Annotated in this window: 13 protein-coding genes; 3 read left to right on the top strand and 10 right to left on the bottom strand. The window is 63.2% G+C overall.

The window, feature by feature from the left end; translation table 11 throughout:
- Positions 1-99: 99 nt before the first annotated feature.
- The 7 genes from Pan44_RS22810 to Pan44_RS22780 form a co-directional block, all read right to left on the bottom strand.
- Positions 100-1,533, bottom strand: a complete 1,434-nt coding sequence (locus Pan44_RS22810) for a DUF1501 domain-containing protein (protein WP_145034079.1) — start codon at positions 1,531-1,533, stop codon at positions 100-102.
- 102 nt (positions 1,534-1,635) lie between these two features.
- Positions 1,636-2,097, bottom strand: a complete 462-nt coding sequence (locus tag Pan44_RS22805) for a four-helix bundle copper-binding protein (RefSeq protein WP_197453580.1) — start codon at positions 2,095-2,097, stop codon at positions 1,636-1,638.
- A 136-nt stretch (positions 2,098-2,233) separates the two neighbouring features.
- Positions 2,234-3,070 (bottom strand): CPBP family glutamic-type intramembrane protease, encoded by an 837-nt coding sequence (locus tag Pan44_RS22800; protein WP_145034078.1) that lies wholly within the window; start codon positions 3,068-3,070, stop codon positions 2,234-2,236.
- A 162-nt stretch (positions 3,071-3,232) separates the two neighbouring features.
- Entirely contained in the window at positions 3,233-4,282 is a 1,050-nt protein-coding gene (locus Pan44_RS22795) for a sialidase family protein (protein ID WP_145034077.1), read from the bottom strand.
- A 112-nt stretch (positions 4,283-4,394) separates the two neighbouring features.
- Positions 4,395-6,389, bottom strand: a complete 1,995-nt coding sequence (locus Pan44_RS22790; RefSeq protein ID WP_145035150.1) for an FG-GAP repeat domain-containing protein — start codon at positions 6,387-6,389, stop codon at positions 4,395-4,397.
- A 95-nt stretch (positions 6,390-6,484) separates the two neighbouring features.
- Positions 6,485-7,411 carry a dihydrodipicolinate synthase family protein gene (locus Pan44_RS22785; protein ID WP_145034076.1) on the bottom strand — a complete coding sequence of 309 codons (927 nt, stop codon included), beginning with the start codon at positions 7,409-7,411 and terminating at the stop codon, positions 6,485-6,487.
- A 62-nt stretch (positions 7,412-7,473) separates the two neighbouring features.
- Positions 7,474-8,733 carry an MFS transporter gene (locus Pan44_RS22780; protein ID WP_145034075.1) on the bottom strand — a complete coding sequence of 420 codons (1,260 nt, stop codon included), beginning with the start codon at positions 8,731-8,733 and terminating at the stop codon, positions 7,474-7,476.
- 291 nt (positions 8,734-9,024) lie between these two features.
- On the opposite strand from Pan44_RS22780, the gene Pan44_RS22775 reads away from it, so the two are divergent.
- The 3 genes from Pan44_RS22775 to Pan44_RS22765 all read left to right on the top strand — a co-directional run bounded on the left by Pan44_RS22775 (position 9,025) and on the right by Pan44_RS22765 (position 11,841).
- The gene (locus tag Pan44_RS22775) at positions 9,025-10,362 is read left to right on the top strand and encodes a sensor histidine kinase (protein WP_197453578.1); all 1,338 of its coding nucleotides are present in this window, start codon (positions 9,025-9,027) and stop codon (positions 10,360-10,362) included.
- 94 nt (positions 10,363-10,456) lie between these two features.
- On the top strand, positions 10,457-11,248 hold the full coding sequence (locus Pan44_RS22770; RefSeq protein WP_390620653.1) for a putative hydro-lyase: 792 nt from the start codon (positions 10,457-10,459) through the stop codon (positions 11,246-11,248).
- A 293-nt stretch (positions 11,249-11,541) separates the two neighbouring features.
- Positions 11,542-11,841 carry a hypothetical protein gene (locus tag Pan44_RS22765; protein ID WP_231754138.1) on the top strand — a complete coding sequence of 100 codons (300 nt, stop codon included), beginning with the start codon at positions 11,542-11,544 and terminating at the stop codon, positions 11,839-11,841.
- Between the two features lie 167 nt (positions 11,842-12,008).
- Here Pan44_RS22765 and Pan44_RS22760 read toward each other — a convergent pair whose 3' ends face one another.
- The 3 genes from Pan44_RS22760 to Pan44_RS22750 form a co-directional block, all read right to left on the bottom strand.
- A complete protein-coding gene (locus Pan44_RS22760; RefSeq protein ID WP_145034072.1) occupies positions 12,009-12,467 on the bottom strand; it encodes a type II toxin-antitoxin system VapC family toxin in 459 nt (152 codons plus the stop codon).
- Positions 12,464-12,724 (bottom strand): hypothetical protein, encoded by a 261-nt coding sequence (locus tag Pan44_RS22755; RefSeq protein ID WP_145034071.1) that lies wholly within the window; start codon positions 12,722-12,724, stop codon positions 12,464-12,466. The genes Pan44_RS22760 and Pan44_RS22755 overlap by 4 nt, the downstream gene beginning before the upstream one ends.
- Positions 12,725-12,809: 85 nt before the next feature.
- Entirely contained in the window at positions 12,810-14,132 is a 1,323-nt protein-coding gene (locus tag Pan44_RS22750) for an excinuclease ABC subunit UvrC (protein WP_231754137.1), read from the bottom strand.
- Between the last annotated feature and the right edge of the window lie 170 nt (positions 14,133-14,302).

Raw genomic sequence — 14,302 nt, 5'->3', positions numbered from 1 at the left:
CTCGGCTTCCGGGCAGGATCGCGGCCTTCATCCGAGATGCCCCGCACTGCAGACAGGGCCCCCTGAAGGCGGGACTCCTGCGGGCAGGGACTCCTGCGGTCACGCCAGGATCTTGTGGACGACCTCCCCATGCACGTCCGTCAGCCGGAACGGCCGCCCCTGGAACTTGAACGTCAGCTGCGTATGATCGAACCCCAGAAGGTGCAGCAGCGTCGCGTTCAGGTCGTGGACGTGGACCCGATCCGTTGTGGCATTGAAGCCCAGTTCATCGCTCTCACCGATGGTGATGCCGGGCTTCATGCCGCCGCCGGCGAACCACATCGTGAAGGCGTTCGGATGATGGTCCCGTCCGTCGTTCCCCCCCTGCACCATCGGCGTCCGACCGAACTCTCCACCCCAGATCACGAGCGTGTCTTCGAGCATTCCCCGCTGCTTCAGGTCTTTGACGAGAGCGGCGCACGCCTGGTCGGTGTCCTCGCAGTTGGCCCGAAGGTCCTTGGTGAGGTTCCCGTGCTGGTCCCACGCCTCGTGGAACAGCTGGACGAACCGCACGCCCCGCTCGACAAGCCGCCGGGCAAGCAGGCACGAATTCGCGAACGACGCCTTCCCCGGCTCGGCCCCATACATCTCCTGGATGTGCTTCGGCTCCTTGGAGATATCCATCACGTCCGGAGCACTCGCTTGCATCCGGTACGCCATCTCGAACGACGCGATGCGCGTCGCGATCTCGGGATCGCCCACGGCCCCGAGCTTGATCTCGTTGAGCTGACGAATCGCATCGAGTGACTCGCGCTGCGCCCGGTCGTCGACGCCACGGGGATTCGACAGGTACAGCACCGGGTCCCCTGCCCCGCGGAACTGCACGCCCGAATAGACCGTCGGCAGGAACCCGCTCCCCCAGTTGCTGTTGCCGGCGCTCGGGCCCTTCTTCCCCGTGCTGAAGACGACGAAGCCCGGCAGGTCGCGGGCTTCACTCCCCAGGCCATACAGCGTCCACGCCCCGGAACTCGGCCGGCCGAACTGCTGCGAGCCCGTGTTCATCATCAGCTGGGCCGGTGCGTGGTTGAACGCATCCGTCGCCATCGACTTCACGATCGTAATGTCATCCACGATCTGGGCCGTATGCGGCAGTAGTTCCGAGAGCTCGGCCCCGGACTGCCCATGCTTCGCAAACTTGAACTTCGGCCCGAGCAGCTTGGAATTCGGGTTGATGAACGCCGCCCGGTAGCCTTCGAGCAGTTCCTTCGGCGGGAGCTGACCATCGAGTTCCGCGAGCTTCGGCTTGTAGTCGAACAGCTCGAGGTGACTCGGCGCACCGGCCATGAACAGGAAAATGACCCGCTTCGCCTTCGGCGGATGATGCGGCCGTTTGGGCGCGAGTGGATCGGCGGTCCCGGCGACCGCGAGGGAGCGGTCGCGCATCAGGTCGGCCAGCGCCAGCGTCCCGAGCCCCACACCGCAGTCCTTCAGGAACCAGCGGCGCGCAACGAGTTCCGGCGGCAATCCGGCATGCTGGCGGGCCTGACAATTCATTCCGTTTCGCCTCGACCGCGTTCAATTCGGAGAGAAAGTTCAGCCCGAATTGTAACGCGGACGGGGACAAAACTCAGCGGCCGCCCTGAATCGCGGCGCGTCTCACGCGTGCGCTGCGTGGGCCACCATTGCCTTGCATTCCTTCGCGCATTCGCGACACGCCTTGGCGCACTTCGCCATCCGCGCGTCGTCCTTGTGCTTCTCGCAGGCCGCCGCGCAGGCCTCGCACACTTCCGCGCACGCCTTGCAGATGGCGGCCGAATAAACGCCGTGCCGACTCGCCGCGGCCCCGGCCGAGCGGCAGATATCGGCGCAGTCGATGCAGGATCGCAGGGTATTCAGGTGATCCTTCATACCCTTTGCAAGCATGTCCGCGCAATGTGCCGCGCAGGAATCGCATTCCTGCGCGCAGTCGTAACATTCGTCGGCGCACTCATCCATGGGCGACTCGGAATGCTCGTCGTCCTCCGGCTTCTTTTCAGGGGCCGATTGCGCGATGGCGGCGTTGGTGACGGCGCCGGCAATCCCCGCTCCCGCCGCGGCCATGAAATGTCGTCGCTGCATCACATCTCCTCCTGCGTCGTGCGAATGTGTTCGCGACAGGCCGGATCGCGCCTGCGCTCCATTTGTTCAGTGTCGCACCCTTCTGCGCGCGGCCTATCCCCAAAATCCGCGCGGCGCTCAAGAGAAAACGCGGCGTTCAGGCCGTCAGCGACGCCATGAATCCAACCAGCACGTCATAGAAGGCGTGGCTGCCGACAGTCACGCCGAACCCGCGGAGGACGAACAGAGTCCCGAAGGCGGCCCCGGCCAATCCGCGGAAGAGAAAGCCATACCACAGGGTCGGCTGATGCCAGACCGACTCGAGCGCCTCACCGTATGCCACCAGTGACACGGCACTGGCGTCAGCAGGCAGGTAGTGTGCGGCCGAGAAAATGATGCTCGAAACGGCAACCGCGATGACCGCCGCCGGGGTCGCCTTCCGCACGACCGGCAGCGCGATGGCCAGCAGGCAGGGAACCAGCAGCAGGCGGAACAGGAACTCCTCGTACAGCCCGGCTCCGACCGACGAAATCACCCGCATCTGCATCGGGGAGATGCGCCACTGCGCGATCGTCGCCGTCGGAATCGGCTCCCCCATCAGCGAGTGGAGCGCCTGTCCCGACAGAATCAGCACCAGCGCGAACAGCAGGCTTTCACCCAGCATGCCCAGAAACGTCGACACCTGGAACGCGGCCGCGTCCCGTTTCAGCCAATGCCAGACAAGGAGCGTCAGGCTGACAATCGCCGGGAGGACCCACGGGAACTGCAGTCCCAGCCCGACCAGCCAGCCCCGCATCCACGCGTCCGCGCCATTCCGCAGCCCTGCGGTTCCAGACAGGCTGATCACCGCCGCTTCGTAGCCGACCAGCAGCGGCGCGAGGAACAGCAGGGAAGCCAGCGGCCTGCGGGCTTCATCCCAGTAGTCGCCAGCGCCGATGTCGATCAGGCCCGACGGCGCAGCGAATGCCGAATTTTCCGCCGGTAGGGACGACATCGACGTTCACGCGGGCGGGAGGGGTTGCCGCTCGCGAAATCGTCTCGACGGAAAGGCGGACTCGATCCGTTTCGCCGTGAACGGCCCCGCCCCGTTGAAACGGGCCGGTGTGGCGCGACCGCGCCGGTTGCGCGGCCGCCATCGACGTTCAGCCGGCCCGATTCACTTCGGCCATTCGCCCTTCACAATCGCCTTCCCCTGCAGTTTCGAGGGGTCGAGAACGACGTGGCGGATCTTTTTGCGCTTCCAGGTGTAGGTGACATGCACGAGCCCGTCCGCCGTCTGGATCACCGCCGGATAGCTGTATTCCCCTGGCTCCGACTCCAGCACGAGCGCCGCCTCCCACTGCTGGCCGTCCTTCGACAGCGCGATATTCAGCGGCGTGCGCCCCTTGGGGACGTGGTTGTAAACCAGCAGATGCCGACCATCACGAAGACTGACAGCGTCGGTTCCCGAGCTCGGATTCGGCAGCTCGGTCAAAGCGACGGGCGACCAGGTCAAACCCTGATCCTTCGACGTGGTCGTGAACAGCTTCTTCGAACGCGTGCGGCCGATCGCCTGCAGCGATCCATCCGTGTGTTTCAGGAGGCTCGCCTGAATCGACGACGGGCCATCGACCGTCGTCGGCACTTTGATGAACGTCCATGTCTTTCCGCCGTCGGTACTGCGTTCCATGTGCAGCTGCCACTCCGGCGGCGGGCTGAGTCCCTCGGTGCTGCTGCCCGAGAGGATCGTGCCGTCATCCAGTTCGATCGGCTTGTTCTTGATCGGTCCGAGAATCTTCCCCGGTAGACGTGCGGCCTCGCTCCAGGTCTCTCCGCCGTCCGCGCTCGTCCGCACCATGCCCCACCAGGTGCTGGGAGACGGCCCAACCTTGTAGAACAGCATCAGCGGCCCCTGCTTCGGCTGAAACAGAACCGGGTTCCAGCACGGGTGACGTTCCCCGCCGTCCTGAATTCCGTTCGCGACTTCGACCGGCGCGGTCCACTGGCCGTCTTTCAGAAGCGACACCCAGATTCCAACGTCCTTCTCGCCTTCGTCGGTCCCACCGAACCACGACGTGACGAGCCCGTTCTTCGATTCGACGATCGTCGACGCGTGGCAACTCGGAAACGGGGCGGTCTCGTAGATGAACTCCGATTTCAGCACCGGGTCCGCGGCCAGCGCCGGCATGGAAACGAGGATCACCGAGAGAGCAAGCAGGCGGATCATCAGCGAGGCTCCATTGGACTTGGAATACTGAACCACCGAGAGACTCAGACGCCCGGGCCCCGAGGAAATTCCCTCGACCGAGCGTGCGGCCGGCACTGCCGGACCGACGAGCTTATTTGCCGGCTTCGCCTGCCGTCCGCGGATTCTTCATCACGTAGAACCGGCCGTCTTCTGCGCCGCCGAGAAAATCGGGAATCCCATTGCCGTCGAAGTCGACGACGGCAGGGCTGACGTCGTGACCTTCAATGTTCTTCTTCGCCAGCGTTCCGGCATTCCTGAACGTCCAGACTCCGTCCTTGAATCCGGTCTGCTGCAGGAAGTCGGCGTTGGAGCTGTTGAGCAGGAAGTCGAACTTCCCGTCGCCATCCCAGTCGGTGACGCACAGCTTGCGCCGGCCGCTCCCACCGGCCGTCTTCGAATTCAGCTTCAACGGCTCGCCTTTCTCATCGACGAATGCCCTCCGCGGCGGCAGCAGAACCGTTTTGCCGTCCTGCTTCGCCCGTTCGAAGAGCACGAGCGTTCCTTCGACATCGAGCATCGCGAGGTCGACCAGGCCGTCGCCGGTGAAATCGTGAACGACGGGGGTCGTGCGCCACTGCGTCACAAGTTCTTTGCCCTCAGGCGTCCACCACATCCACGCCGGCTTCGGCGTGGATCCGGTCCATTCGACCTCAATCGTTTTCGGGGCGGCGAGCTTTGGGGCCGTCCGAGTTCCGACATTCTTCAGCCACTGCACTTTGCCCCAGATCGAGTTGAACACGATGTCGGGCAGGCCGTCGTGATCCCAGTCGGCGACATTGAGGGTTGTGTAACCCCATTTCGCTTCAGCAGGCCCCTGGATGCTCCCATTCGGCCCCGCCATCACGCGGAACGTCCTGCCATCCGCTTCGAGTCGCACGGGAGCAGCCCACTGCGGCGCTTCCACCTTCGGTCCGCTGAGGTTCTCGAAGAACTCGATGTAACCGGCCGTGTTGCCGGAAACGATGTCGATGTCTCCATCGCCGTCCCAGTCGCATCCGACCGGCGTGGCGAGAGCGCCGCATTTGAGAGAATCGGCCACCTGCTGGAAGTAAACCGGATCTTTGAAAACCGGGGCGCCCGCCGCGGACGCGACGAGGTTTCCACCGGCATTCGAAGCCGCTTTCGCTCCTCCCAGGCGGCCGCGGCCATCCGTCACATTCTCGATGAACGCCACCCGTCCATCTTCATCGCCGACGATCAGGTCGAAGTCCCCGTCGCGATCCCAGTCGAACGCCACGGGAACAATCATCTCCAAATCCATGGCCAGGCGCGCGCCGTTGTCATTCGTTACCGCCCCCCCCGCAGCGAACTTCGGGGCAGTCCGCGTTCCGATGTTCTCGAAGTAGGTGAAGCCATCGAGGAATTCGCCGCACAGAAGATCGAGATCGCCGTCGCCATCGAAGTCTTCAAAATTCGGGGAGGGGCAACCGAAGGTATCGATCGGTTTGCCGGCGGCCTCGAGCTTCACGGGCTGTTCGTACTTCGGCTCGGCCGTCGTCCCCGCGTTGCGATGGAGAATGACGAACCCGTGCAGGGGGCCGTTCTGCCATTCACCTTTGGAGTTCCAGGCGTCATCCCAGCCGTAGTACGACCAGTCTTCGATGCCGGTCACGAGATCGAGCGCGCCATCTCCGTCATAGTCCACGTAACGCCATTGGTTGTGACGCATCTTCGGGCCTTTGGGCTGCTTCCCCTCGGGCTTGTAGAACTTGGCCGCGATCGGCAGCTTCGTCGGCTCGGCGAGTCCGACGGTCATGAAGTTCCTGTACTCGATTCCGGGTGTCATCACCCGCAGGCCGCCATCGACGTAGCTGGGCATCACGTAGTGCAGCGTCGAGCTCAGCCGGCGGGCCGGCCTGAACACCGGAAGCTTGTTCGTCTTCGTGTCGCCGCTGCTGTTTTCAAATAGGTAGACGCCGTTCGACGGCTTGTCGGGACACGACACAATGAGATCGAAGTCGCCATCGCCGTCGGCATCGCACGGAACCGGCCAGGCCCAGAGGCCGACGCCGAGGTCCACCGCGAGGCCGGGCTGATTGTATTTCAGCTGCTCGAGCGACTGAGCGGATGCCGCACTCTCCAGCATCGTGACGCAGGCTGCGAAGACCAGCAGGCCGGGGAGCCAGGCCTCCCTCTTCCGATTCTTGGTCGTCCGGCGAATGCGAGTCGTGCAGGCATCGGTCATGGCCGTTTGATCTCCACGGAGTTGTCGAGCGATTCGAGGATTTCGCGAACGCGGGCCCGCTCCGGCGCGAGAAAGCGGTGGAACGGCTCCGCCATGAAGTCGTCGCAGATCCCCATCAGCGACAGCGCGCACTTCGTCGCCTTGATATGCCGCGACGCGTACTTCCCGATGTCATAGACATTCTGAAAGTCGTTGATCGTCTTCGTGCACTTCTCGCGCTTGGCCGCATCGCCCGCGACGCAGGCGTCGTAACAGTCGACGAACAGCCGCGGGAACGCATTCGCTCCACCCGTCACTCCGCCGTCTCCGCCGAGGGCCATCGATTCGGGCAGCAGCGCCTCGGGGCCCATCATGATCGACCAGTCTGGCCGTTCGTTCCGGAGCGTCATCAACTGTTCGAAATAGGCCAGGTCGCCGCTGGAATCCTTGATGCCGATGATCTGGTTGAGGGCGGCCAGTTTCCGGAGGGTCTCGATCTCGAACCACACCTTCGTCAGCGAGGGCATGTTGTAGAGCACGAGCGGAAGCGGGAGCTTCTCGACGATGTTCTCGATGTAGCCGGTCAGTTCCGTCTGCCCGGCCGGGAAGTAATACGGCGTCGCCAGGACGACGGCGCTGGCGCCGCACTCGGCCGCATGCACGGCCACGTTGACGGATTCGACAAACGAGGTGTCGGTAATTCCGACGAGCACCGGGACCCGCCCGCGCACGAGCTTGGTCACGCGGTCGATCAGGTCCCAGCGAAGCTGATAGCTCAGGCTGGGGGCCTCGCCGGTTGTTCCGAGGATGAACAGGCCGTGCACGCCGCCGCCGACCACGTGTTCGACGAGCGACTCGAGGCCGGCGATATCGAGAGTGTCGCGATCGATCAGCGGCGTAACGAGAGGAGGGATGATGCCGTGAAACGGCCGATTGGCAGACATTCGAGGAGGACTTCAGCTGGAAGGCGGGAATTCGGCGGCAGGGCGGCCGGGAATGGAGTTGTTTATACCGGTTGCGTCCGATCGAGGTCGGTGCGAGGCCGGATCATCAGCACAAGGACCACGGAGATCAATGCGACGGCGGCGAATACCCCGAAGATCAGCCCCAGGGAGTAACCCTGGTCCCGCAGCTTGCCAAACTGCCAGTCGGCAATGCCGCCGCAGCTGATCGACACGAGATTCATGATGCCATAGCCGGTGGCCCGGAGTTCGGGACGCACGACCTGGCTCAGAATGGGCATGTTGTTGCAGTCGAAGAAGCCCCATCCGAGGCCATAGAGCACCAGGAAACCGAGGGCAAAGTTGAGCGACGCCGTCTGCCCGATCCCGAGCAACGCGGGCAGGAACATCGTCATCCCCACCGCGCTGATGTAAATGCGGCCACGAACCGTCCGACGCATCAGATGATCGGCCAGGAACCCACCAAGAAGCACGCCAATCAGCGAAGGAATCTGGACGTAGAACGTCGCCAGACTTCCGGACGTCCCCTGCGAGAGGTCGAACTTCTGCTTGAGGATATCCGGTCCCCAGTCCTTGATGACCCACCCCGCCATCGCGGGCAACGTGAAGTACAGAACCATCAGGAGAAAGCCGCTGTTGCTAAACAGTTCCCTCAGCACGCCGCCGGGCGACATCCCCTTCTCTTCGCCAGACAGCTCGCGCGGCGGGTTCCGCAGCATCGTGAACAGTGGCAGGGCGTAGAGAATGCCGACCAGCCCTGCGCAGCTGAACGCCCAGCGCCAGCCGTAGTCGGGCGAGTCTGCGACATAGCCGGACTGGCCGCCAACGATGATCCCCAGGTAGATCCCCATCTGGTGAAAACCGATGGCCCGCGACCGGGTCCGGCCGGGATGAAAGTCGGCGATGAGGGCGAGGGCCGCGGGGATATAGAACGCCTCGCTGACTCCCATGATGGCTCGCGCAGCGATCAGCTCGTTGTAGGTGCTGACATGCCCGGTCGCCCACGTCACGGCCGACCACACGAACAGGCTGGCGGCGATCACATGGCGGCGGCTGAAGCGGTCGGCGATGTATCCCCCCAGAGGGCTGAGGGCCGCATAAACCCACTTGAACCATCCGAGGACGAGCCCCCAGCGTTCGGCCGTCCCGATATCCGGGATGTCCTCCATCATGGACGACTTCATCGCCGCAAGCATCTGGCGATCGAGATAATTCAGGAGTGCCACAGGCACCAGAAGCAGGACGACAGTCCACGCGTAGCTTTGCCCGCTCGACTCGGGCTGAAGTTCCGGCTCCAACGTCATGAACGGAGCATCCTCTTGAGGTCGGTCAATCGTGGCGAAAGGGCCCGGTCGGCTCCCATTGTCGACTCCGTGGCGATGGCCTCCGGGCGGGCGCCGGACGCGTCGGGAATCGACCCAAACTGTGACGCTCCCCACCGCGGATCGCAATGCGACACGGCAAGGAAATCCACTCTCTCCGATGGTCCGGTTTCGCGAATCCTTCTCGATCAATCGACGGCAACTCGATACACCACTCTCTGGGCTTCCAACCGACGCCAGCTGCCGCCCCGTCTCCGCGCCAGGCAACTCCGCATGAACGAGCCACTTCCACCGCCAACGGATGCTCCAGATCCCGATTTTCGCCGCCTGTTTGAAGGCTGCCCGAATCGATACATGGTGATGACGCCGGGATGGATCATCGTGGCGATGACCGACTCCTATCTCCGCACGACAATGACCAGACGTGAGGACATGGTCGGCCGCCACGCGCTGGAAGTCTTCCCGGAAAACCCGGACGACACCCCCCAGCGACATCCTGACGACCCGACCTGTCGCGGCGCGGAAATGATCCTGGAGTCGATGCAGCGCGTCATCGACACCGGGACTCCCGAGCTCATGCCCTTCCACAAATACGACATCCGACGCCCGCAGTCGGAAGGAGGCGAGTACGAGGAGCATTACTGGAGCATCATGAATTCCCCGATCTTCGGGGCCGACGGGAAAGTCGAGTTTGTCGTCCACCGGGTTGAGGACGTGACGACGCTGGTCCGCAGCCGCGAGTCGGCACTCGAGCAGGAGCGCCGTTCGGCCGCGCTCGAACAGCGCGCCAGCCATCTCGAACTCGATGTCGCGATCCGCTCGGCCGAACTGCAGAAGGCCAATCGCGAGCTGCATCAGACGAACGTCGAACTCAACGCGGTTCGAGCAGACCTGGAGCGTCGCGTCGAACTTCGAACGGCCGATCTCAAGCGGCGAAACCAGGCGCTCGAGGAAATCGCCTATGCCGCTTCGCACGACCTCCAGGAGCCGCTGCGGGCCGTCGCCGGGTACTGCCAGCTGTTACTGATGGATTACGCAGCCGCCTTGCCGGCCGAGGCGGCCGACTACCTGCAGAAGGCAGCCGTCGGTGCGCACCGGATGTCAGCCATGATCCGGGGCATCCTGCAGTTCGCCCGGATGCCGAAAGACACGCAGTCGTTCAGTTCAATTGACGCGAACACCGTCCTCGCCGAGACGCTGATCAGTCTCGAATCCGCGATCTCCGAAAGCCACGCGACAATCGTGCCGGGCGACCTTCCCACGATCTGCTCCGACCCGGTTCTCCTGACCCAGGTCTTTCAGAACCTGATCGGAAACTCCATCAAGTACTGCGGAGAACGACCGCCGGTCATCCGCATCGACGCTCAGAAGACCGGACAGGAATGGGTCTTTTCCGTCGCGGACAAAGGAATCGGAATTCCGGCCGATTCCCGGGATCGCGTTTTCGCCATTTTCCAACGCTTGAAGTCGCCCGGCAGCGTTCCCGGGACCGGGATCGGGTTGTCACTCTGCCGGCAGATCGTCGAGCACCATGGAGGACGGATCTGGATCGAAGGGGAACCGGGGGAAGGAACGACCGTCCGCTTCACGATTCCGATCCGCGACGCATGAACAGGATTCTCTCCGGCGTCCGCTCTATCATTGGCGGGGCTCGCAGGAGTGCGGATCGGACCACGGTCCGCCGGGATTCAGGAGTGGGAACGTGCTGGACAAATCGAAGCTCACCACCGGGGAACTTGTGCGACACGCCTGCCGTGAAGGCCGGCTGACGGGGCAGACCGCCGGACTCGCGAAAGGCTATACCCAGGCGAATCTCCTGATTGTCCCGCAGGACTATGCCTTCGAGTTCCTCCTGTACGCCCAGCGGAATCCAAAGCCCTGCCCGGTGCTCGAAGTCGTCGAGGCCGGCCAGGTGCGTCCCAGGCTGTTCGCCCCCGAGGCCGATCTCCGGACCGATTTCCCCCGGTATCGTGTCTGGCGAAATGGCGAACTCGTCGGCGAGCCGACCGACATCCTCGACGTCTGGCGCGAAGATTTCGTGTCGTTTCTGATCGGCTGCTCGTTCACGTTCGAAGCCGCCATGATGGACGCGGGGCTGCCCGTCCGGCACATCGAACTCGACCGCAATGTGCCGATGTACCGCACGAATCGGCCCTGTGAGCCGGCCGGTCGGTTCTCCGGACCGATGGTCGTCTCGATGCGACCATTGTCCCCGCTCGCCGCGATCCAGGCGACGACCATCACATCGCGGTTCCCGGGAGTGCACGGGGCCCCGGTCCACATCGGCGACCCGGCCGCGATCGGCATTCGCGACATCAACCGGCCCGACTACGGCGAGCAAGTGGAGATTCGCGCTGGCGAAGTTCCGGTCTTCTGGGCCTGCGGCGTCACCCCCCAGGCCGCCCTGCTGGCGGCGAAGCCCCCGATCGCCATGACGCACGCCCCGGGCTGCATGTTCGTGACCGACCGCAAAGACGCAGAACTCACGATCGGCTGAGCGAACGGGCGATGGAAGTCCAAAACAGGACAACTGTTGCGAGTTGCAGCAATCCAGGCCCTTGCCTCTGGAAAGCCCGGCTGCCTTGCACCTCCCCAGGATCGAGCCGAGCGAATCTGCCGCTCGTGCCGCGGGGCGGGTTTGTGCCGATTCTTCCGAAAAGACTTGTCCTGACGCCCCGCTTTTGCCGATTCATGGGGGGTCCGCACAACACAATGCGACGCGGACGAAAGCCGGAACTCGGGGCCGGCCAGAATTCAACGCGGGCATGATGACCGCAGGAGCGTAAGTGCATGTCGAAAAGAGCACTGCAGCTAGGTGCCGCAGCCGCAATTCTGATGGCGACGATGGTCATCGGTGACGCCGTTCAGGCGGCCCCGCCGGGACAGCCGTCGAACTGGCAGCGGTTTTACAACTACCCGTACGTCTACTACCCGCACAACTTCCAGCGGCAGCCGGAGAGCTACGACCACCTGTACTACAGGTATCCGCAGCAGCGGCAGATCCCGGTGTACAACGCCAGCTGGCACAACTACTACCCATCCAAGAAGCCCTACCACATGGGCCACCACGACATTCTCGACGTGTTTTGATTTCCGGGGGCGATCCTCGTTCAGCCCGCTTCGTGCACGCGAAGCGGGCTGTCTTCGTTTGCGGGGGCTCTTTTCCAGGGTCGCTCGACGAGCGGCGGGCATCGGTTCTGTGCCACGTTCGCCTCGCCCGCGGTGTGACCGCATGCGTCAATCCCGGCCTGATAGGCTCAGGCGGGAATCCGGCCGCCGAGAACGTCTGCCGGCGTGTAGGTCATAACACTCTTGAATCGCACAAAGTCGGCAGCGTTGAATGTCAGCAGGTTGGAAACGCCGTGTCGCAGCATCGCAGCGATCAGACGTGCGTCATGGGCCGTCTTGCCGCGCACACCTTGGCTCGTCACCTGCAACAGCCATTGATCAAAGACGCCTCGCTCATCTTTCAGCAATCGATAATCCTGAATCAACTGCTGCACGGAACGTTCGGCCGCCCGAACATCCATGCCGAGCCCGTTTGATTCGATCGGCCGCGTGGCAACGCCCCAGAATTCGTAAATCACCTGCGGAACAAGTGTGAGCTCGACGCCGTTCTCGGCCAGCCTCAGCAGAGCCGTCTTGGCAACCAGGTGATGTGGACTGGCCAACTGCGCGACACGCAGCAGCACATTGGTGTCCACCAACACGCTCATTCGTCACGGCCTGCGTAAATTGACTCACGGCTATCGTCGACCGCATGATCGAGCACGGGATGAAGACCAATCCACGCTTCGACTCGCCTCGCAAAGTCGACGGACAGTTTCGAAACCACTGACTCTTTCAATTCGACCTGAGCGAGACTGTCGGCCACGACCTGCTGGACGAATGCTTCAACGTCCTGTCCCGCCGCTGCCGCACGCGCTCGCAGCTGGTCTTCCAGATTGTCCGGCAGGCTGAGAATCAGGGTCATGCTTCGTACCTCGGTTCATACTCAGTTTACCATACGCCGCGGGGGCTGAAACATTCGAGAGATCTCATTCCCTGCAGGTCCTCGCCTACTCCTCAAACGTCGCCTTCTTCCGCAACAGATGATGATAGCTCTGGGCGAATCGGTGCGCCTCATCCCGCACATACTGCAGAAGCCGCAGCGCGTAACTATGCCGCGTGAGCTGGATCGAATCGGATTCACCGGGAACGAAGATCTCCTCCTGCTGCTTCGCCAGTGAGATCACCAGCGGCCGCCGGATATTGAGCGCCTCGAGCGACTCCACCGCAGCATTGAGCTGCCCCTTGCCGCCGTCGATCAGCAGGATGTCCGGGAATGATGATCCCTCCTGCTGCATCCGTCGGAAATGCCGGCTGACGACTTCCCGCATCGAGGCGAAGTCGTCGACGCCCTGCACCGTCTTGATCCGGAACCGCTTGTAGCCGTGCTTGAACGGCAGGCCGTCAATGAACTGCACCAGGCTGGCGACCGTTTCGCCCCCCTGCAGGTGGGCGATGTCCATCCCTTCGATCCGCCGCGGAGTCGTCGTCAGGTTGAAGATCTTCTGCAGGCCTCGCATGCCGCGTTTCGGGTCGATGTAAAACGCCTCGGGCTGGGCGTGCTCACGCAGATCCCCCCGCAGGTTCAGGTTCTCGATCGCCTTGATCTCGTCGCGAATCCGGGCCGCCTTCTCGAATTTCAGCTCTTTCGAGGCCTGCTGCATCGACTCCCGCAGCTCATCCATCAGCGCCTGCTTGCGGCCGTCCAGGAACATCCGCAGCCGCCGGATATCCTCCGCATACTCCTCCTTGCTCACCCGCAGGTTGCACGGGGCCGTGCACTGGTTGATGCTCGCCAGCAGGCACGGCCGAAACCACCGCCAGCGCTCCTCGCTCTCGATGATGTCGAGGCTGCAGGTGCGGAACTTGAAGATCCGCTGCAGCACCGCGATCGCCCCCCGCAGACGCTTGGCGCTCGTGAACGGCCCATACAGCTTCACGCCGCTCGTCTGTGGCTTCCTCGTGAACTCGACACGAGGAAAATCCTCGTTCGTCGTGATCTGTAGGTAAGGAAACGTCTTGTCGTCTTTGAGTTCCTGGTTGAACCTCGGCTGCACATCCTTGATCAGCCGCGCTTCCAGGAGCAGCGCATCCACCTCGCTGTCGGCCGGCAGAAAGTCGATGTCCGCGATGCACGGAACGAGATCGCGGGTCCGCACGTCGATGGCCGCGGCCGAGTTGAAATAGCTCCCTGCCCGGCTGCGGAGATTCACCGCCTTGCCGACATAGATCACCCGGCCCTGGGCATCCTTCATCAGGTAGACGCCGGGCGTCGTGGGGAAACGGCGCACCTTCTCCCGGGGAGACAGCAGCGGTTCTGTTCTCCCGGCCATGGGATCTGGCGGTTGAATGTCATCCGTGGACATGCCGACATTCTAGGCGGGAAAGTTCACCGCCGAGGCGCAGAGGACGCGGAGACGGTCAGAAAAACTTACCACAGAGACATGGAGGGCACGGCGAAGAGGGAGATCCCGGCTCAACATCTGGTCATCACTTGGAATTC

This window comes from Caulifigura coniformis (assembly GCF_007745175.1).
Lineage (GTDB): Bacteria > Planctomycetota > Planctomycetia > Planctomycetales > Planctomycetaceae > Caulifigura > Caulifigura coniformis.
This window is presented reverse-complemented; position numbering and strand designations above follow the sequence as displayed.

Coding starts and splice junctions, on each gene's coding strand:
- Pan44_RS22805 (WP_197453580.1), bottom strand. CDS start 2,097: ATGCAGCGACGACATTTCATGGCCGCGGCGGGAGCGGGGATTGCCGGC.
- Pan44_RS22800 (WP_145034078.1), bottom strand. CDS start 3,070: ATGTCGTCCCTACCGGCGGAAAATTCGGCATTCGCTGCGCCGTCGGGC.
- Pan44_RS22765 (WP_231754138.1), top strand. CDS start 11,542: ATGTCGAAAAGAGCACTGCAGCTAGGTGCCGCAGCCGCAATTCTGATG.
- Pan44_RS22760 (WP_145034072.1), bottom strand. CDS start 12,467: ATGAGCGTGTTGGTGGACACCAATGTGCTGCTGCGTGTCGCGCAGTTG.
- Pan44_RS22810 (WP_145034079.1), bottom strand. CDS start 1,533: ATGAATTGTCAGGCCCGCCAGCATGCCGGATTGCCGCCGGAACTCGTT.
- Pan44_RS22755 (WP_145034071.1), bottom strand. CDS start 12,724: ATGACCCTGATTCTCAGCCTGCCGGACAATCTGGAAGACCAGCTGCGA.
- Pan44_RS22790 (WP_145035150.1), bottom strand. CDS start 6,389: ATGCTGGAGAGTGCGGCATCCGCTCAGTCGCTCGAGCAGCTGAAATAC.
- Pan44_RS22785 (WP_145034076.1), bottom strand. CDS start 7,411: ATGTCTGCCAATCGGCCGTTTCACGGCATCATCCCTCCTCTCGTTACG.
- Pan44_RS22775 (WP_197453578.1), top strand. CDS start 9,025: ATGAACGAGCCACTTCCACCGCCAACGGATGCTCCAGATCCCGATTTT.
- Pan44_RS22795 (WP_145034077.1), bottom strand. CDS start 4,282: ATGATCCGCCTGCTTGCTCTCTCGGTGATCCTCGTTTCCATGCCGGCG.
- Pan44_RS22780 (WP_145034075.1), bottom strand. CDS start 8,733: ATGACGTTGGAGCCGGAACTTCAGCCCGAGTCGAGCGGGCAAAGCTAC.
- Pan44_RS22750 (WP_231754137.1), bottom strand. CDS start 14,132: ATGGCCGGGAGAACAGAACCGCTGCTGTCTCCCCGGGAGAAGGTGCGC.